The sequence below is a fragment of the Jeotgalibacillus salarius genome (genome assembly GCF_004405125.1).
In the GTDB taxonomy this organism is placed as follows: Bacteria; Bacillota; Bacilli; order Bacillales; family Jeotgalibacillaceae; genus Jeotgalibacillus; species Jeotgalibacillus salarius.
Genome location: NZ_SORX01000004.1, coordinates 294,631 through 313,535 on the forward strand (window position 1 = coordinate 294,631; position 18,905 = coordinate 313,535).

General features: G+C 41.8%; 17 protein-coding genes and 1 riboswitch. Of the genes, 13 read left to right on the plus strand and 4 right to left on the minus strand.

Annotation, left to right across the window (positions count from 1 at the left end; all coding sequences use genetic code 11):
• The first annotated feature begins 6 nt into the window (after positions 1–6).
• The 3 genes from E2626_RS08930 to iadA all read left to right on the plus strand — a co-directional run bounded on the left by E2626_RS08930 (position 7) and on the right by iadA (position 4,759).
• On the plus strand, positions 7–2,043 hold the full coding sequence (locus tag E2626_RS08930; protein ID WP_244094284.1) for a catalase: 2,037 nt from the start codon (positions 7–9) through the stop codon (positions 2,041–2,043).
• A gap of 105 nt (positions 2,044–2,148) precedes the next feature.
• On the plus strand, positions 2,149–3,582 hold the full coding sequence (locus E2626_RS08935; protein ID WP_134381398.1) for a DEAD/DEAH box helicase: 1,434 nt from the start codon (positions 2,149–2,151) through the stop codon (positions 3,580–3,582).
• A gap of 10 nt (positions 3,583–3,592) precedes the next feature.
• Positions 3,593–4,759, plus strand: coding sequence for a beta-aspartyl-peptidase (gene iadA / locus E2626_RS08940; RefSeq protein WP_134381399.1), 1,167 nt, complete (start codon positions 3,593–3,595; stop codon positions 4,757–4,759).
• A gap of 220 nt (positions 4,760–4,979) precedes the next feature.
• Here iadA and E2626_RS08945 read toward each other — a convergent pair whose 3' ends face one another.
• Positions 4,980–5,588: a YIP1 family protein gene (locus E2626_RS08945; RefSeq protein ID WP_134381400.1), complete on the minus strand. Its 609-nt coding sequence runs from the start codon at positions 5,586–5,588 to the stop codon at positions 4,980–4,982.
• Positions 5,589–5,916: 328 nt separating this feature from the next.
• Here E2626_RS08945 and E2626_RS08950 point away from each other — a divergent pair, with 328 nt between their 5' ends.
• Complete coding sequence (locus E2626_RS08950) at positions 5,917–7,095, plus strand: ParM/StbA family protein (protein ID WP_134381401.1); 1,179 nt, start codon at positions 5,917–5,919, stop codon at positions 7,093–7,095.
• A gap of 10 nt (positions 7,096–7,105) precedes the next feature.
• Positions 7,106–7,636, plus strand: a complete 531-nt coding sequence (locus E2626_RS08955; protein WP_134381402.1) for a hypothetical protein — start codon at positions 7,106–7,108, stop codon at positions 7,634–7,636.
• A gap of 281 nt (positions 7,637–7,917) precedes the next feature.
• Here the strand turns inward: E2626_RS08955 and E2626_RS08960 are convergent, their stop codons facing one another.
• From E2626_RS08960 to E2626_RS08970, 3 genes are all read right to left on the minus strand, one after another.
• A complete protein-coding gene (locus tag E2626_RS08960; RefSeq protein WP_134381403.1) occupies positions 7,918–8,118 on the minus strand; it encodes a hypothetical protein in 201 nt (66 codons plus the stop codon).
• A 20-nt stretch (positions 8,119–8,138) separates the two neighbouring features.
• Positions 8,139–9,365 carry a peptidase T gene (gene pepT / locus E2626_RS08965; RefSeq protein ID WP_134381508.1) on the minus strand — a complete coding sequence of 409 codons (1,227 nt, stop codon included), beginning with the start codon at positions 9,363–9,365 and terminating at the stop codon, positions 8,139–8,141.
• Between the two features lie 109 nt (positions 9,366–9,474).
• The gene (locus E2626_RS08970) at positions 9,475–10,050 is read right to left on the minus strand and encodes an ECF transporter S component (protein WP_134381404.1); all 576 of its coding nucleotides are present in this window, start codon (positions 10,048–10,050) and stop codon (positions 9,475–9,477) included.
• Positions 10,051–10,183: 133 nt separating this feature from the next.
• A riboswitch (FMN riboswitch) is annotated at positions 10,184–10,318 on the minus strand.
• 252 nt (positions 10,319–10,570) lie between these two features.
• On the opposite strand from E2626_RS08970, the gene E2626_RS08975 reads away from it, so the two are divergent.
• From E2626_RS08975 to E2626_RS09010, 8 genes are all read left to right on the plus strand, one after another.
• Positions 10,571–12,355 carry a S9 family peptidase gene (locus E2626_RS08975; RefSeq protein WP_134381405.1) on the plus strand — a complete coding sequence of 595 codons (1,785 nt, stop codon included), beginning with the start codon at positions 10,571–10,573 and terminating at the stop codon, positions 12,353–12,355.
• 428 nt (positions 12,356–12,783) lie between these two features.
• Positions 12,784–14,613, plus strand: a complete 1,830-nt coding sequence (locus E2626_RS08980) for a nucleoside-diphosphate sugar epimerase/dehydratase (RefSeq protein WP_134381406.1) — start codon at positions 12,784–12,786, stop codon at positions 14,611–14,613.
• 17 nt (positions 14,614–14,630) lie between these two features.
• The gene (locus E2626_RS08985) at positions 14,631–15,230 is read left to right on the plus strand and encodes a sugar transferase (protein WP_134381407.1); all 600 of its coding nucleotides are present in this window, start codon (positions 14,631–14,633) and stop codon (positions 15,228–15,230) included.
• A gap of 1 nt (position 15,231) precedes the next feature.
• Positions 15,232–15,879: an acetyltransferase gene (locus E2626_RS08990; protein ID WP_134381408.1), complete on the plus strand. Its 648-nt coding sequence runs from the start codon at positions 15,232–15,234 to the stop codon at positions 15,877–15,879.
• Positions 15,876–17,039 (plus strand): aminotransferase class I/II-fold pyridoxal phosphate-dependent enzyme, encoded by a 1,164-nt coding sequence (locus E2626_RS08995; protein ID WP_134381409.1) that lies wholly within the window; start codon positions 15,876–15,878, stop codon positions 17,037–17,039. Before E2626_RS08990 ends, E2626_RS08995 begins: the two co-directional genes overlap by 4 nt.
• Positions 17,040–17,063: 24 nt before the next feature.
• Complete coding sequence (locus E2626_RS17480) at positions 17,064–17,411, plus strand: helix-turn-helix domain-containing protein (protein ID WP_134381410.1); 348 nt, start codon at positions 17,064–17,066, stop codon at positions 17,409–17,411.
• A gap of 27 nt (positions 17,412–17,438) precedes the next feature.
• Complete coding sequence (locus E2626_RS09005) at positions 17,439–18,212, plus strand: YveK family protein (protein WP_166786780.1); 774 nt, start codon at positions 17,439–17,441, stop codon at positions 18,210–18,212.
• Positions 18,181–18,882 carry a CpsD/CapB family tyrosine-protein kinase gene (locus E2626_RS09010; RefSeq protein WP_134381412.1) on the plus strand — a complete coding sequence of 234 codons (702 nt, stop codon included), beginning with the start codon at positions 18,181–18,183 and terminating at the stop codon, positions 18,880–18,882. The genes E2626_RS09005 and E2626_RS09010 overlap by 32 nt, the downstream gene beginning before the upstream one ends.
• Positions 18,883–18,905 lie beyond the last annotated feature (23 nt).

Consider the following 18,905-nt stretch of genomic DNA (forward strand, 5'->3'; position numbering starts at 1 on the left):
ATAGCAGTGAGCAATGACAGCAACCCTAACAAAAAGCAGCAGCAGCTCGAACAGTTCAAGACAGATGACTCCGGTAAAAAGATGACAACCAATCAGGGGCTTAAAATATCAGAAGATGAATTTTCGTTGAAAGCAGGGGTAAGAGGACCGACGCTTCTCGAAGATTTTCAATTTAGAGAGAAAATGACACATTTTGACCATGAGCGTATCCCAGAGCGAATTGTACACGCAAGAGGATCAGGTGCACATGGTGAATTTGAATTATATGACTCGCTTCAGGACGTAACAAAAGCGAAGTTTCTGACAGATACATCACGTAAAACGCCTGTTTTTGTCCGTTTTTCTACGGTGGCAGGTTCAAAAGGGTCAGCAGACCTTGCGAGAGACGCGCGTGGATTTTCAACAAAATTTTATACTGATGAAGGTAACTATGACTTAGTCGGTAACAATATACCTGTATTTTTTATTCAGGATGCAATTAAATTCCCGGACCTGGTGCATGCTGTAAAACCTGAGCCGCACAATGAAATCCCTCAGGCCGCATCTGCGCATGATACATTCTGGGATTTTGTTGCGAATAACCAGGAATCTGCGCATATGGTTATGTGGACAATGTCCGACCGTGCGATACCGCGTAGCTACCGTATGATGGAAGGTTTCGGTGTCCATACATTCCGTTTCGTAAACGAAGAAGGCAAGGCGCATTTCGTGAAATTCCACTGGAAGCCAGTGCTGGGAACTCATTCAGTTGTATGGGATGAAGCGCAGAAACTGAACGGTAAAAATCCAGACTTCCATAAAGCTGATCTGTTTGAATCTATTGAGAATGGTGATTATCCTGAGTATGAACTGGGCGTTCAGCTTTTGGCTGAAGAAGATGAATTTAAATTCGACTTTGACGTATTGGATCCTACGAAATTGTGGCCGGAAGAAGATGTGCCGGTCCGTATTGTAGGGAAAATGACGCTGAACCGTAACCCGGATAATTTCTTTGCGGAAACTGAACAGGTAGCGTTCCACCCGGGTCATCTTGTGCCGGGTATCGATTTTACAAATGATCCGCTTCTGCAGGGACGACTATTTTCGTACACAGATACACAGCTGATCCGTTTAGGCGGCCCGAACTTCCATGAGCTTCCGATCAATCGCCCTGTATGCCCATTTTATAATAATCAGCGCGATGGCTATGGCCGTCAGACAATAAATAAGGGACAGGTAAGTTACCACAAAAACTCTCTCGCTAACAATACACCTGAACCTGCAACGCCTGAAGAAGGCGGCTTCGAGCACTATCAGGAAAAGATGGAAGGCCGTAAAGTGCGCGCAAGAAGCGAAAGTTTTAAAGACCATTTCTCTCAGGCAACACTTTTCTGGAATAGTATGAGTGCACCTGAAAAAGATCACATTAAAGAAGCATTCAGCTTTGAACTTGGAAAGTGTGAAAGTGATTCAGTACGCCGTCAGGTAGTCGACATGTTTGGAAACGTCAGCATGGAACTGGCATCTGAAGTTGCTAAAAATATCGGTATTGATGCACCTCAGGGCAGTGATACCGGCGTAACAAAATCTTCTCCTGCGTTGAGTCAGGAAAACACAATTAATTCTGCAGCAACGCGAAAAGTACTGCTGATTGCAGGAAATGGATTTGAAGGAGACGTTCCTTCAATTATTGAAAAGCTTGAAGCTGATGGTGTAGAGGTTGAAGTTGTAAGTGATTCAATGGGTGTACTGAAAGGTACAGATGGTTCTGAACTGAAAGTGGATCAGACATTCCTTACAGCCGACTCAGTCCTCTATGATGCACTGTACGCTGTTGGTGGCAAGGAACTCAGTAAAAAATTCGTACAGACGACTTCTTACTTCCTGAACGAAGCCTTTATGCACTTTAAGCCAATTGGTGCAACGCATGAGGGAACAAAATGGCTTGAAGCAAATGATATTGCAGACAGTCCAGGTGTCGTTCACAGTAATGATACTGACAGCTTCACACATTCATTTATTGAAGCAATCAAAGCACACCGTCACTGGAGTCGTGAAGTTTAAACCTATATATGATTGGCAGACTGCCCGCATCTTATCTGATGACGGGCAGTTTTTTCTGTTTCTGCCGTGGTATACTAAACAACATTACTGAAAAAGGAGCAACACATGACTACTAAATGGAAACAATTTGATCTCAGTCCTTCGATCTTAGAGGCGCTGGAAAAACTTTCTTATACATCACCGACAGAAGTACAGGAACAAGTCATCCCGGCTTTAAAAAGCGGAAAAGACCTAATGGCTAAAGCTCAGACAGGGAGTGGAAAAACAGCCGCTTATGCGATCCCGATTTGTGATCAGGTAGAGTGGGAAGAAAACAAGCCTCAGGCACTGGTGATTACCCCTACACGTGAATTGGCAGACCAGGTACGTCTTGACGCACTTGCAATCGGACGTTTCAAACGTCTGAAGGCGGCAGCATTATTCGGCAGACAGCCATTTGCAAAGCAGAAACTTGAATTGAAGCAGAAAACGCACATCATTGCAGGGACACCGGGCCGGTTGCTCGATCATTTAGAAAAAGGCACATTCGACCCTTCTAAATTAAAGTACGTCATTATCGATGAAGCGGATGAGTTGTTTAATAGAGGATTTGTAGAACAGGTAGAAGCAATTATGGCATTCATGCCGAAAACGAGGGTCACAGCGCTCTTCTCAGCGACTTTTTCTAAAGAAGTAGAGTCATTGGCTTCTAAATGGTTAAAAACCCCTGAGCGCTTTGAGATCGCCTCTGAGAACAAGGTGGAGGATTTGATTCAGCACTTCTATATGCAAACAGATGAGAAACAGAAGTTTGAGCTGTTGAAGCAGGTTACGATGAGTGAGAATCCGGATACATGCATGGTTTTCTGCCGGACTCAGGATCGAACTGACGAGTTAACCGAGCGCCTGGATCGTGCAGGTTATTCATGTGATAAAATCCACGGCGGTATGGTACAGGACGAACGATTTGATGTCATGAATGAATTTAAAAGAGGCGATTTTCGCTATCTGATCGCAACTGATATTGCAGCAAGAGGAATTGATGTTGCCAATGTATCCCTGGTAATCAACTATGATCTACCTCTCGAACTGCCGGCTTACACGCACAGAAGCGGCAGAACAGGGAGAGCAGGAAACAGCGGGAAAGTGGTCTCTTTTGTTGAAACAGGACGCGAAGAACATCGTCTTGATTCGATCAGAGAATACACAAACGCAAATCTGGTTGAATTAAGCGCCATGCCTTCAGCTGATATCGGTGCATTCTGGGCGAAAATGGACGAGCAGCAGGAACGAAAAACTGCGGCGATCGAAAAAGTAAGTGAAGATATCCTGAAAATCTATATTAATGGCGGTAAGCAGAAAAAGCTGAGAGCCGGGGATTTTGTAGGGACGATCACTGCAATTGATGGAGTAACGGCGGATGATATTGGCATTATCACGATTGAACCAACTTGTTCATTCATTGAAATCCATAATGGGAAAGGCCACCATGTCATCAAAGCATTAAAAGAAACAACGATCAAAGGGAAGAAGTTAAAAGTTTACCCTGCCAAAAAGTAGGAGGAATTTGATGCTGACACTGATTAAGAATGCTGATGTATACGATCCGGTTCATCTGGGGATCAAAGATATTCTGATTGCAGATAAAAGAATCGCTGCAATTGAAGATCATATTGATTTTAATGCACCTGGCTTAATGACTATAGATGCACGTGGAAAGATAGCAGTTCCCGGATTCATTGATTCCCATGTTCATATTATTGGCGGGGGAGGGGAAGGCAGTTATCGTACACGTACCCCTGAACTGCAGCTGACTGATGCCACACTTGGTGGTGTTACTACGCTGGTTGGCGTCATTGGGACAGATGGAACGACGCGTACGATGCCTGCTCTCATTGCGAAGGCAAGGGGTCTTGAAGAAGAAGGGATTACCTGCTATGTTCATACAGGTTCTTATCAAGTGCCTGTTAAAACCTTAACGGGCAAAATTGAAGATGATCTGATTTTGATCGATCGCGTGATTGGTGCAGGAGAAATTGCCATATCTGACCACCGTTCCTCACAGCCCACTGCTCAGGAACTTGCAAAAATAGCTTCTGCATCAAGAATAGGTGGGATGCTTTCCGGTAAGGCAGGCATTGTTAATGTGCACGTCGGTGACAGCCATGATCATCTTTCCTTAATCGAGGAAGTGATTAAAACGACAGATATCCCGATCAAACAGTTTTATCCGACTCATATCAATCGGAATCCACATCTATTTGAGGCAGGAATCAGCTATGCGAAAAAAGGCGGCTATGTAGACTTCACGACCAGTTCAATTCCTAAGCTCCTGGAAGAAGGAGAAGTGAAATGTGCCACTGCGCTCAAAAGAATGCTGGATGCAGGAGTAAATTCGTCGCTGATCACTTTTACATCAGACGGACAGGCAAGCTTGCCTGATTTCGATGAGAATGGTGACTTAATAGGGTTACAGTTAGGTAAAGTAACATCATTGTTTGAGGCAGTACGCGAGGCTGTTATTGAAGAAGGAGTTGAATTCAGTACAGCCTTGCGTGTGATTACGCAGAATCCTGCTAAAATCCTGAAGCTTTCACAAAAAGGAGAGCTTAAGCCAGGAAAAGACGCTGACCTTGTCCTGCTGGAGCCTGAAACGTACAGAATTAATACCGTAATGGCTTTAGGTAAGGTGATGGTGGAAGCGGGTACTCCAACGGTTAAAGGGTCCTTTGAATAAAGATTTTGCTTATGTTTCCTTATAAAAAAGCGCTTCGCCTTTAATTCAATAAAGGCGGAGCGCTTTTTACTATATAAGCTCTGTTAAAGTTGGCTGTTGATTTCCGCTTCAGGAAGGACGCCGCGGCCGGGCGCTGAGCCATCTGGCTATGACTCTCTCATCGGTCCCTTCCGCTCCAATCACCAGCAGTGCAGAATAACAATGGACTTTAACACAGACATTATATAAAGACTAAAATTAGCACGAGTGGAATGAAGATAATAGCCAGTGAAACACCTATGACTAATGATACCCCAAACCCTCTCCAGCTGGAGAAGTGGTGTACAACCCCGATCATTTTACTCGTAATCACGACATTCCATATCCCGACGGTTAAACTGATTACATTAAGGAGCATAGCAGCTTCAAATGGAAGTATTGACGACTGTGGCCATTCTGGTCTTTGAAAGAACTGCTCTCCAAAGATTGCGATATAAACGACTAATACAATCAATAACACCATATTAGGAATGGCTGTAACACCAATGGCTCTTTTCATATCACTCAGCTTCCCGGTACCGCCCATCCATTTCCCGACTAGCGTATATAACCAGCTCCCCGTGTATAACCCAATCAGCCCTGCAATCGGTCCGGATATTAATATGATGACCGTAAGCATTGCGTTCGATAGATTATCAGTATCAGTAAAACCTGTTCCCTGTAAGCCATTTAACACGCCTCCATATGAAGCAATTATGAAGAGAATAATAGAGTATTTAATACTCTTGTGAGCCATTAAATATTCAGTTGTCTGTTTAGGTTTTAACCATACTGAAAAAATAGGATTCATTTTCGCAGCTCCTTTCTGTTCCTTAAGGTACGAATGACACTGTTAAATAGTTTCATAAAATAGATATTTTTTCATAAAAACATAACTGTATACAAATACGTGTACATGTAAACAAATTGTAAACATGGTGTATACAATGCAGTGTACATGTAAACAAATGTGTATACATGCTGTTAAATCAATATGTTTACACTAATGTAAACACGTGTACATATTTGTATACAATCAATCTGATTTTTCAGTACTTAAGGTTGATTGACGTTTCAACAGACTTTATATAGAGTAAGAAAGAACGGTTTAATCCGTAGATTTTATCAGGAGGTTTATTATGACTAATACAAGAATTGCAGCAGTAGATGTTGGAAATGATTCAGTAAAAGCTTTATTTGGAAAATCAGATTATGAATTAAATATGCCGAACGTAATTGCAAGAGACCGTGAAGATCGACCGGTAATCGGAATTGAAGATCTTCATCAGAAAGATCCGCTTGATGGCTTACATATTCGCGTGCACTCCCCTGCCCTGCAGGACAACAACGCAATTTACCGAGTGGGTAACCTTGCTACTAAAAGTGATAATGCAACGGAATTAGATCCCGGCAGCAGTAAATCAGAAGAAGATCAGTCGCTGGTTATGTTATTTGCAAGTATCGCACTGGATGCTGCGCGTGAAAACAGCGGATTTGAAGTGAAAAATAACGTAATTGATGCATCTTACACGCTTGGAACAGGCCTTCCTTTAAGAGAAGTGAAAGAAGGAAAAGACGTTGGTTTCCGTTCTCAGCTACTGGGCTCTGTTCACCAGGTAGAGTTCCTGGTTACACCTAAGCATCAAGGTAAAAAAGTTAATATCAAATTTGAAGAAGTGAAGGTTTATCCTGAAGGATTCGCAGCATTTATCAACCTTGTCATGGACAATGAAGGCAAAATTATCAACCGTGACTTAATTGATAAACAGATCCTGATTCAGGATATCGGCGGTTTATCAACGGACATCGCAGTTATTCGCAACCGTAACGTTGATGATGACAAGGCACAGGGCTTTAATCTCGGTGTCTCTGAGTCTCTTGAAGCCATTCGTGAGGAAATACGTTCACGCCATGGTGTTGAGCTTGATACGCGCCGTGACGTAGTCGATATTATTACTAAAAAGAATGACCGTAATCACATCATGGTAAAAGGTTCCCGTACGAGCGTTCACGATATTACTGACCGTATCCTGCTTGACTTAGCTAAAAAAGAATACCGTCATTTGCGTAACGTATGGCAGAAAAACTCACAAACTGAAATCTGTTACTTTGTCGGCGGCGGATCGATGGTTCTCAAAGACTACCTGAAAACACTTAATAACAACCTTGATGGCTACAATATCGACTTCTTTGAAGACGAAAAAGAAAGCATCTGGATGATGGCTAACGCTTATCATAAACTGATCAGTGACTTTGTTCGCAAAAATAGTAAGGAAGCTGCTCCGAAGAAGTCTGAAGCGAAAGCAGCTTCAAAGTAAGGTGTATTGAATGAGCAGTAACATCAAGAAGGGACAGGCGATTACATTTCGCCTGCCTTCTGATACCCCTGATCATTTATTGCGCGAGCTGCAAAGACTGAAGGAGAACGAGAAAAGAAATTTTTCAAGCAAGATAGCCGAATTTGCTCTTGAAGGACTAGGGCAGAACTCGCAAAAAGAAAGAGAAACAATTACAGTTCCGCTTCCGAAACAGCTGTCTAAAGAACAACGTGCATGGATCAGGCACGCGCATTCAGAAGCGCTTCTTGGTAACATTGTGTATCAGCTTTTAAATGATCCGGTAAGAGCAACAGCCATACTGGCATCCATGAATAGCACATCTCTATCAGTAGATGAAGCACTCTATTTGCAGGAAGAAACACCGATGCCAGCAAAAGAGCGTGTAGAGAATCATATCTCTGATCATAGTGACCTCGACCAGATTGATTCGATTGAAATTGAACGAGAAGAAGTTCAGGAAGAAAAAGAAGAGGAACTGGATGATTTACTAGGTAGTTTCTTGGATAAAATGAATAAATAAATGATTAAAAAGGAATCTATTGGAATGGATTCCTTTTTAATTTTAATTAAATTACATTTAATTGAATTTTATATAAAAATAAATTAATAATATGGAATTAAATTTAATTAATTAATCGTTTTCCTGGATTTATTGAAATTTGAGGAGAGTTAAGCTGAAGATGGTGGTTCCAGCGTGAGTAGGGCAGGCAGCGCGGAAAACAGCACCTGCAGCGCAGTGAACCGGTCAAAAAAAGCTGAGACACTTTTGTCCCAGCTCCTGCTCAGAATATTGAGTAGTAATTATTCTTCCAACGTACCATCTTCTTTCATCTTTCTCCGTCGGCTGTTCATAAATAGAATGACTGCACCAACCGTTGAGAAAAAGAGAACCATATAATCAAATGGTACCGGATCATCGTTGTTAATGATCAAATAAAAAATTCTTATCGAATTGATCAGTAAGACAACGCTTAGAATTAAATCAAGTTTTCTTAAATTCACAATGTACCCCGCTTTCCTGGTTACTTATTAACATGTGGATAACGTTTTGCGATTTCAACAATCACTTTTGATGCTTTTTCCATGTTATCCACAGAGATATACTCAAATTTTCCGTGGAAGTTTTCTCCGCCGGTGAAAATATTTGGCGTTGGCAGTCCCATATATGAAAGCTGCGAACCATCAGTACCTCCGCGAATCGGCTCAATGATTGCTTTAATATCAAGTGAATTCATTGCTTCTTCTGCAATATCCACAATATGGCGCACAGGTTCAATTTTTTCACGCATGTTATAGTACTGGTCTTCAATGGTCAGCTCAACCGTGCCATCTCCATGTTTTGCGTTGACTTCATCAGCAACACGCTGCAGCGTTTTTTTGCGTTTTTCAAATTTGTCGCGGTCGTGATCACGAATAATATACTGCAATTCAGTTTTTTCAACGTCCCCGTTCATTTGCATCAGGTGGAAAAATCCTTCATATCCTGATGTGAACTCAGGTGCTTCATCAAGAGGAAGTGTCTGATTAAGCTCCATCGCAATTTTTAATGAGTTCACCATTTTATTTTTAGCTGTTCCAGGGTGAACGTTGGTGCCGTGAATCGTCAACTTAGCACCTGCAGCATTAAAGCTCTCATACTGAAGTTCGCCTAGAGGTCCGCCGTCAATTGTGTAGGCATAGTCAGCATCAAAGCGTTTTACGTCAAATTTATGAGGGCCACGGCCAATCTCTTCGTCAGGGGTAAAAGCAACACGGATTCTGCCATGCGGAATGTCTGGATTTTGGATCAAGTACTCCATCGCCGTCATAATTTCAGCAATTCCCGCTTTATTGTCTGCGCCTAAAAGTGTTGTTCCGTCAGTTGTAATCAGCGTGTGCCCTTTATATTTGCTTAACTCAGGGAATTCACCTGGAGACATCGTCACTTTTTCGTTTAAAGGAATATCCCCGCCTTCATAATTCACTACCTGAGGATTTACATTTGTTCCTGTGAAATCAGTTGCAGTATCGACATGTGCCAGGAAGCCGATTGTCGGGATATCGCCTTCAGTGTTGGCAGGAAGTGTAGCCATTAAATAACCGTGTTCATCCACACTTACTTCCTGCATGCCAATCTCTTTCAATTCATTTTCTAAATGGCGCAGCAGGTCCCATTGCTTTTCAGTAGAAGGAGTTGAAGGGGAATTCGGGTTAGATTGTGTATCAATTTTTGCGTATGTAATTAATCGATTCATTAGAGTATCTTTCATCATCAATACCTCCGGGTTTTTTCTTATTATAACATTTCCTCATATGAACGTTCAGGTGTGCATATTAAAATGGTGCAGAAAAGCTTCAAGCTCTCTGCACCCATATGTTTTATGATTCAGGTAGTGGTGTTTGCTGCTGAATCCACGGTTTTAATTTGACGAACAGCGGAATAAACAATGCTGAAACGAAAGCTGCTTTAATCAGATTAAATGGAATGATTGCGCCGGTTGTGAGTCCTAATTTAACAGCAGGATCAAGCATGTAGTCCATTCCGAAGAACCATGCGTATGCAGGCAGAATCAAGAAATAATTTAACACTGCAAGCAACAGGACCATGATTACAGTTCCTGTGACAAGCCCTTTGGCCAGTGCACCTTTAGTTTTACGTTTGTGATAAAAGAATGCAACAGGCAATATAAATGCACAGCCTGCTATAAAGTTTGACAGCTCACCAATCGGTACGCCACTGCCGCGAAAGAGATAGTAAAGGATATTTTTCAACCCTTCTACGATTACGCCAGCCATTGGCGAAAAAATAATGGCTGCAAGTAAAGCTGGCACATCACTGAAGTCAATTTTCAGGAATTCCGGTAAAAATGGAAGTGGAAAATTGAGCATCATCAGTAAAAATGCCACTGCGCTAAGCATTGAAAGCTTAACAAGAAGTTGTGTGTTTTTTAACATGAGTAGCTCCTGTCCTCGTTCCACACAGAAGTTTCGGCTTCGTACACAAATAAACCCTGCAGATTCGGCGCAATCAGCAGGGAGAATTCAGCACGAAATAAAGGGTCAGCTTTCGCAAATCCCTTATTCTTGCCTCCATCTTCTCCCATCCAGACTATACTGTCGGCCTCCGGTTCTCACGGAGTCAGCAAATAGCTCCCTATTCGCTCGCGGGCTCAATCTAAGATTTACCGCCGGTCGGGAATTTCACCCTGCCCTGAAGATGGAACGATATATAGTTTAGGATTTTAGTATAGCGTAAAATGAATGAGTATTCAATTTTAAAGTTTGTCAGTTGCAGCTTCACTTTTGTCAGCCCGCACGCCGGGTTCGTAATCTTCTCAACCGGATTGGTCAGTTCAAACCATTTTTTGTGAGCTCAGTGAAAAAATACCCAGATTTTAAAGTTCAAAAGAAGGAATATATAACATAGAACGAGAATGTATTACGTGAAGCGAAATAATGGAAGGGGATTACACCAATGATCAAATTCAAACAGCCGGATGTTGAAAACTTTTTTCAGACATTTGGTATTCAGGCATTTGCAGTGAATAAAGATGAATCACAACTTGCGTTCAGCACCAATTTAAACGGGAAGTACAACCTGTGGGCGATGGATCTGCCAAATGCGTTTCCATATCCGCTCAGTTTCCATAATCAAAGCTGCTCAGAGCTGGCATTTGATAAGCAAGGGCGCTACCTGTTGGCAATCATGGACCAGGACGGAGATGAAAATGGACAGATTTATGCTGTACCGCCAAAAGGAGGTAGTCTTGAACCACTCCGTACTCATGAAGGCGCCCGTCACATGGGACTTAATCTGAGTAAAGACGGAGAAAGACTTTATTACACCTCAACAAAAGATGATCAGACCTTTCTAAAATCATATTGCTATGACATTAAAAATGAGGACGAGAAAGTGATACATGATGGGAAAGATGCCGCTACTTATCTGGCAGCGAAAAGCCCTGATGAGCAATCGTTTGTCTACGTAAAACATTATGCGAACACATATGTGCTGGCATTTGTAAAAAAAGACGGGCAGGAAATTTATCTGACACCGGACCGAGAAGAACAGCACACAGTATCAGGTGTAGAGTTTGTATCAGATTCTCTCATTTACTTTACAACAAATTACGGTGAAGATTTCTCGTATCTTGCACGTTTTGATCTTGAAAAAGAATCATTTGAAAAAGTGGCAGATGTAGAGAAAGAGGATTTTGATTCTGTTTATTATGATCAATCATCGAACAGCCTTTATATCCGTGCAGAAAAAGGTGTAAAAGATAAACTGTATCAATTTAGTCTAAATGAAGAAACACTGAACGTAATCGATATCCCTGTAAATGAGATTGCCGGCTTAAAAGTTGCTGAATCCGGAAATCTTTATTTGATGGGCAGAACCGCAGTCAGACCGCCAAACATTTACATGAGAAAAGACAGTCAATGGAAGCAGCTGACGAAGTACAATGTGCCAGGTGTGAAAGAAGAAGAAATGGCTGAGCCGGAACTGCATACGTATAAATCGTTCGACGGGTTAGAAATAGAAGCACAGTTCTTTAAAGCGAAACCAGAAAACAGCAATGGACACGTGATCCTATGGCCACACGGTGGACCACAGGCTGCAGAACGTGCAACATTCCGTTCGCTATTCCAATTCCTTGTCTACCGCGGATACAGCATCTTTGCGCCAAACTTCCGAGGCTCAACAGGCTATGGACTGAAGTTTTCAAAAATGGTCGAAGGCGACTGGGGACACGGTCCGCGTCTCGACAACATCGAAGGACTCGAATACCTATTTAAAAAAGGACTCGCAGACCGTGACAAAGTGTTACTGATGGGCGGAAGCTACGGCGGTTACATGGCACTGCTCCTGCACGGACGTCACGCAGACTACTTCAAAGCAGTCGTAGACATCTTCGGCCCTTGCAACCTGTTCAGCTTTATCGAATCAGTCCCTGAACACTGGAAGCCGGTCATGAAGCAATGGGTAGGCGACCCGGTAGAAGACAAAGAAAAACTGACAGAAGATTCGCCAATTGAATATCTGGATTCCATGACAAAACCAATGTTCGTCATTCAGGGAGCAAAAGATCCGCGCGTTGTTAAAGCAGAGTCTGACCAGATTGTTGAAGCGCTTAAAGAGAAAGGCCGTGATGTGAAGTATCTTGTATTGGATGACGAGGGGCACGGGTTTTCTAAGAAGGCGAATGAGATGAGGGTTTATGAAGAAGTGTTGGCGTTTTTTGATGAGTATATAAAATAAGTAACTACTTTTCTGGCTGGCTGATCTATTTCAACCAGCTGGAAAAGAATTATATTTGGTTAATAAAATTCTATTGACACGTTCTTTATAAAGAACTAAAATGAAAACAAGCAAACAAATTATATAAATACTTAGGCAAGGCATTTATTTTTTGGAATCATCGTTCTTTATATAGAACGTAAATATTTTTTGGTTTTGATGTTCTATATTGAGAACGACAGGTGATGTCTCCTTACCTTTATCAATGAAGGCACTCGTCCATGTTAAGGGTTGAAATACACCTTAGACGCCAGTCGTCGTTGGCAGGGAGTGAGGTGGGGTTAAATGCCCCGCTTTAATTAAAACAATGATGTGTCGGGTCTTACTTTAAGACCTGACACATCATTGTTTTAATTATTTTCGCCTTTATAAATGAAAGGAGGGATTTGATGTCTTATAAAAAACGGTTATCGTTATTTATTTTATTGGATTTAGTTCTGGTTTTTTCGGCATTTTTACTTAGCCATTTACTGGTCAACGATACAGTGGCGATCACCCAGGCTTTTATCCTCAGCAGCATCTTACTAATTGCAATGTATATCGGTTTTTCGGGCTTGTATAAACTTTATAAAAAAGCCTGGGAGTACGCTGGTGTAATCGAATTGCTAATTATTTTAAAAGCCACTGTACTATCAATTACTGCGGTTTTGTTGATGCAAACAGTAGTAACCGGTCAGCCATTATTAAGAGTGATGACTGTCACCTGGTTGCTGCAGATTTTAATGATTGGCGGCTCAAGATTTGTATGGAGAATTTATCGGAACCAAAAACATCATTATCGTTATGATCACAAAAGAACGTTAATTATTGGTGCTGGCTCTGCAGGGACTATGGTGGCAAGACAGCTGCTAAACGGAAGTGATTGTGCACTTAAACCTGTTGCCTTTATTGATGACAACCCTCACAAGCACAAGCTCGATATACTCGGAATTCCGGTATATGGAGGAACAGAAGAAATCGTAGATGCTGTTGAAGAGCTCGATATACTAAAAATAATTATTGCGATTCCTTCATTAAGCAAAAAACAAGTAAATAGAATCTATGCAGAATGTGCAAAAACGGAAGCTGATACTAAAATTCTTCCAATGATTGAAGATCTGATGACGGGTAAAGTATCCGTCAGTCAAATGCGTGAAGTGCAGGTGGAAGACTTACTCGGCCGAAAGCCGGTGGAATTAAATATAGAACTATTGTCAGAAACACTGGAATCCAAAACGATCCTCGTCACTGGTGCCGGCGGTTCGATCGGTTCAGAGATTTGCAGGCAATTAGTAAAGTTTAACCCTTCTGAGATCATCTTACTCGGGCACGGTGAAAATAGTATTTATAACATAGAAATGGAATTGATACACGAATATGAAGATACAGAAATAAGATTTATCACTGAGATTGCTGATGTACAGGATGCTCAGAAGATGATGGAAATTATGTATGAATACAAGCCGGATATTGTTTATCACGCTGCAGCACATAAGCATGTTCCTTTAATGGAAAGAAACCCGGAAGAAGCAGTAAAAAATAATATTATTGGTACACGTAACGTGGCACAGGCAGCCAGTTGGAATGGTGTCGACACATTTGTCATGATCTCAACTGATAAAGCTGTGAATCCGACAAATGTGATGGGGGCATCAAAAAAACTCGCTGAAATGATCGTCCAGGGCATGGATCAGGTCAGCAATACGAAATTTGTGGCTGTCCGCTTTGGCAACGTTCTTGGCAGCCGAGGCAGTGTTATCCCGCATTTTAAAAAGCAAATTGAAAGAGGAGGACCGGTGACAGTCACCCATCCCGATATGATCCGTTATTTTATGACAATTCCGGAAGCATCAAGGCTTGTGATACAGGCTGGGGCTCTTGCGGAAGGCGGTGAAATATTTGTACTTGATATGGGGGATCCGGTAAAAATTGTAGACTTGGCCAAGAACTTGATCACAATGTCTGGTAATTCACTTGAAGATATTGATATCGTCTTTACGGGTATCAGACCTGGTGAGAAATTGTTTGAGGAGCTATTGAACAAAGATGAGGTTAGATCTGAACAGGTGTATCCAAAAATTTATATCGGGCAGAGAGCAGAACTTTATTTGGATGAAATTGAAGCGATTATCGAAAATTATTCTTTAATGGAAAAAGAGTACCTTAAGCAAAAAATGCTTGAGCTGGCGAATCGGACATCAGTATATCAACGGAAGAAAAGCTGGCCAATTTCTAGTTGATGGGAGGAGCTAAATAAGTGAAAAGGATATTTGATGTGATCTTATCATTTTTTCTATTAATCTTACTCTCTCCTTTATACGTAATTTTGACCATTTTAATTTACTTAATAATGGGGAGGCCAATTTATTTTAAACAACATCGTCCAGGTTTGAAGGGTAAACCTTTTGTCATTTTAAAGTTTCGTACAATGAAAAATGCTGTGGATGAAAACTTTATTCCCCTTTCTGATAAAGAACGTTTAACGAAATTGGGGGTTTTTTTAAGAAAATATAGCTTGGATGAGATGCCACAAATTGTAAATGTTCTAAGAGGTGACATGAGTTTTGTAGGTCCACGCCCTCTTCTAATGGATTATTTACCATTATATACAATGGAGCAAATGAAGAGACACGAGGTTAGGCCAGGAATAACAGGATGGGCACAAGTTAATGGGAGAAACGGGCTTTCATGGGAACGAAAATTTCAAAAAGACATCTGGTATGTCGAAAATAAGTCCTTTTTGCTTGATCTGAAGATCTTAGCTTTAACAGTAAATAAAGTGTTGATAAAGGAAGGCATTACTCAGCCTAACCATCCAACAACTGAGAAATTTACAGGATCGAAGGAAGTGATATGAAATGGAGCTTATCCTCATTGGTTACGGCTGTCACAGTAAGGTAGTGCAGGATATTTTATCACTCGATAAGACGATCAAAATTGTTGCCATCTTAGATGACCGGTTTGGTGAGTGTTATCACCTGAAGGATATCGTTTACGGACCCATCTTCCTCTTTCATCAGATGGATCAGCCGGACAGAAGAGTATTAATTGCCATTGGAGACAATGTCCGGAGAATGCAGGTAGCAGCATATTTAAAAAATGACGCTGAGAAGTATTATACGGCAATTCACCCTTCAGCTGTCATCAGCCCATCAGCTGAAATTGGAGCTGGAACAGTCATCATGCCACATGCGGTCGTCAATCCCGATGCGAGAATACATTCTTTTTCTATTATAAATTCAGGAGCCATTGTAGAACATGATTGTGAAGTTGGTGCATACACACACCTTTCTCCAAATACAACTTTAACAGGTGGTGTAAAAATAGGAGAGGGAAGTCATGTGGGAGCGGGAGCGACTATTATACCGGGAAAAATGCTGGGGAAATGGGTGACAGTTGGAGCAGGAGCGGTTGTGACGAAGGATGTTCCGGATGGTCAGCTTGCGGTGGGATGCCCGGCGTATCTGGTTGATCGATCAGAACTGAAGAAGGAGGCTCGGTTATGAATATGATTCATCTGTCAACCCCTCATATGAGCGGACTTGAAAAACAATATATTGAACACGCCTTTTCGGAAAATTGGATTGCTCCATTGGGAACGAATGTATTCGAATTTGAAAAAGAACTATCAGCTTACGTCGAATCAGAAAGCGGTATCGCACTAAGTTCCGGAACAGCCGCTATTCATATGGCGTTAAGGCTGCTCGATATTGGACCGGGTGATATTGTTTTTTGTTCAACTTTAACCTTTGTGGCAAGTGCAACCCCGATTCTATATCAACATGCTGTACCGGTGTTTATTGATTCGGAGCCTGAAACATGGAATATGAGTCCACAGGCTCTGGAACGCGCGATGAGAGAGGCTGAAAAACAAGGAAAGCTTCCTAAAGCCGTTATTGTAGTTCATTTGTTTGGTCAGTCCGCCAAAATGGATGAATTGGTGGAAGTTTGTAACAGATATGACGTCCCAATCATTGAAGATGCTGCTGAATCGCTTGGATCAGCCTACAAAGGAAAGGCGAGCGGTACAATCGGACGTTTCGGGGTTTATTCGTTCAATGGAAATAAAATTATTACAACATCCGGTGGCGGTATGCTTGTGTCAAATCGCCCGGAGGATATCGACAGAGCACGTTTCCTGTCTGCTCAGGCAAAAGAACCGGCGCTACATTATGAGCATCGCGAAGCCGGATACAACTATCGGTTAAGTAATGTACTGGCTGGTATTGGCCGTGGACAGCTGAAGGTGCTGGATTTGAGGGTAGCTGCCAGGAGAAGAGTGTTCCAACGTTATGAGCAGGAGTTGTTGTGTTATCCGGGTATTTCATTTCAGCGTGAACTTCAACACACAAAATCTAATCGCTGGTTGACCTCACTCCTGTTGGACATTGATGTATTTCCATTATCAGCCGAAGAAACGGTTTCCCAATTGGCTGATTACCAGATAGAAGCCAGAAGAGTATGGAAGCCGATGCATTTGCAGCCGTTGTTTAAACATGCAGATTACTATACTCACACAGTGGAAGAGGATATCGCATTGAAGCTCTTTACAGAGGGCATTTGCCTTCCATCAGGATCGAACCTGAGTGAGCGTGACCAGACCAGGGTGATTGAATCCTTAAAGAATGTATTATCTATCCGTCATTCTTATCGAGAGATTCTTTAACCCGGAAGCGATGAGGGGTCTCATATGATCGGACCAAATATTTATAAATACAGGGTCGAAAAGGGGTATACATTATCGGAGCTGGCTGAAAAAGCAGGTGTTTCAAAGTCCTATTTAAGCAATATCGAACGAAATCTTAAACAGAATCCATCCATTCAGTTGTTGGAAAAAGTGGCCAATGTGCTGGAGGTTGATTTGAAGGAGCTGCTGCTCAGCGTGCAGACAGCAGATAAGCCTTCAGAAGACGAGTGGACGAACTTCCTTAATGAGTTAAACAGCAGCAAATTGGAAGGAGTGGAGATAAAGGATTACCTATCTATTCTGGCGTACATCAAATGGAAAAAGAAACAAGATGATCAGAAAAACTTATAAAGTCCTTTTGACGGGAGGAAACAGATCGTGGATGAAATCATCAATTTTAAAGAGCTGTTTAAAAAGATAAAAAGGTATTTATTTCTTACAATTACGGTTGCTATTTTCAGCGCAGTCATCGCAGGGGTTGTGACGTTTTACTATTTAACACCTGTGTATCAGGCAACGGCTCAGCTGTTAATTAATACGGAACAGAATGAACAGACGGGGATTTCATTTTCAAATATCCAGACGGACCTTCAGTTAATTAATACTTACAGTGTCATTATTAAAAGTCCAGTCGTATTAGAGCAGGTGGCAGAGGAGCTTGGGGGCGTTTTTACAACGGATGAACTGAATGAAAAAATAATGGTTCAGACAGAGAGTAGTTCTCAGGTTGTCAATCTGACCGTCACAGATACAGATCCTTTACAGGCAGCTGAGATTGCAAATATCACTGCAGACATTTTTCAAAATGAGATTGTTGATTTAATGAGTGTTGATAATGTAAGGCTTCTTACTCCTGCTGCAGCTTCCACAAACCAGTCCCCTGTAGAGCCGAATTTAATCGTGAATGTAGCGGTTTCCGGGCTGATTGGAGCGATGTTCACACTGACCATTGCGATGATGAAGGAATATCTGGATATCACAATCAAGGCTGAGCAGGACCTTGCAGAACTTGACCTTCCGTTTTTAGGTGCTGTTAATTTATTGTCTGATCAAAAAATGAAAAAGATCTATACAACGAAGAAAAGCGGGGAAAAGGTCATTCCTGTAAGGAGGGATTTATATGAAGATCAAAAGGAAAAGCAAACCATTTGACTACACAATCCGTCATTTAATTACTGAGGTAAGTCCGATGTCACAAGAAGCAGAACAGTTCAGAACAATCCGGACTAACATTATGTTTTCATCTGCTGAACAAAATAGTCGCATTCTGATGGTAACCTCAGGGGGCCCTTCGGAAGGAAAGTCTACGGTAGCTGCCAACCTGGCGATTTCTTTCGCTCAGCAGGGAAAGAAAACGTTACTAGTCGATGCCGATCTCAGAAAGCCTACTGTCCATATTTCGTTCAGATTGATTAATACTTTGGGACTGACAAACTTTCTGACCAGACAAATAGAACTGGAAGGTGCTGTGCAGTCAACGTCGATTAAAATGCTGGACGTGTTAACATCGGGCCCTATTCCTCCTAATCCGGCTGAGTTACTCGGTTCATCAGTGATGCAGCGTTTTTTGGAGGAAGCACTGAAAGGTTACGACCTGGTTTTATTTGATACCCCTCCTGTAACTGTCGTGGCGGATGCCAAAATCCTGTCCAATGTTTGTGATGGAACCATTCTGGTTTGTAAGCATGGGAAAACGGAACGGCAAAGCCTGGTGAAATCAAAAGAACTGTTATCAGCTGCTCAATCAAAAATTCTGGGAGTCGTGATCAATGGGAAAAAAAATAAAAAGAAAGAAATGAATTACTACTACGGAACCTCGTAAAGAAAGAGAAGGGAGCAGATGTT

Coding starts and splice junctions, on each gene's coding strand:
- E2626_RS08935 (WP_134381398.1), top strand. CDS start 2,149: ATGACTACTAAATGGAAACAATTTGATCTCAGTCCTTCGATCTTAGAG.
- iadA (WP_134381399.1), top strand. CDS start 3,593: ATGCTGACACTGATTAAGAATGCTGATGTATACGATCCGGTTCATCTG.
- E2626_RS08945 (WP_134381400.1), bottom strand. CDS start 5,588: ATGAATCCTATTTTTTCAGTATGGTTAAAACCTAAACAGACAACTGAA.
- E2626_RS08950 (WP_134381401.1), top strand. CDS start 5,917: ATGACTAATACAAGAATTGCAGCAGTAGATGTTGGAAATGATTCAGTA.
- E2626_RS08955 (WP_134381402.1), top strand. CDS start 7,106: ATGAGCAGTAACATCAAGAAGGGACAGGCGATTACATTTCGCCTGCCT.
- pepT (WP_134381508.1), bottom strand. CDS start 9,365: ATGAAAGATACTCTAATGAATCGATTAATTACATACGCAAAAATTGAT.
- E2626_RS08970 (WP_134381404.1), bottom strand. CDS start 10,050: ATGTTAAAAAACACACAACTTCTTGTTAAGCTTTCAATGCTTAGCGCA.
- E2626_RS08975 (WP_134381405.1), top strand. CDS start 10,571: ATGATCAAATTCAAACAGCCGGATGTTGAAAACTTTTTTCAGACATTT.
- E2626_RS08980 (WP_134381406.1), top strand. CDS start 12,784: ATGTCTTATAAAAAACGGTTATCGTTATTTATTTTATTGGATTTAGTT.
- E2626_RS08990 (WP_134381408.1), top strand. CDS start 15,232: ATGGAGCTTATCCTCATTGGTTACGGCTGTCACAGTAAGGTAGTGCAG.
- E2626_RS08995 (WP_134381409.1), top strand. CDS start 15,876: ATGAATATGATTCATCTGTCAACCCCTCATATGAGCGGACTTGAAAAA.
- E2626_RS17480 (WP_134381410.1), top strand. CDS start 17,064: ATGATCGGACCAAATATTTATAAATACAGGGTCGAAAAGGGGTATACA.
- E2626_RS09010 (WP_134381412.1), top strand. CDS start 18,181: ATGAAGATCAAAAGGAAAAGCAAACCATTTGACTACACAATCCGTCAT.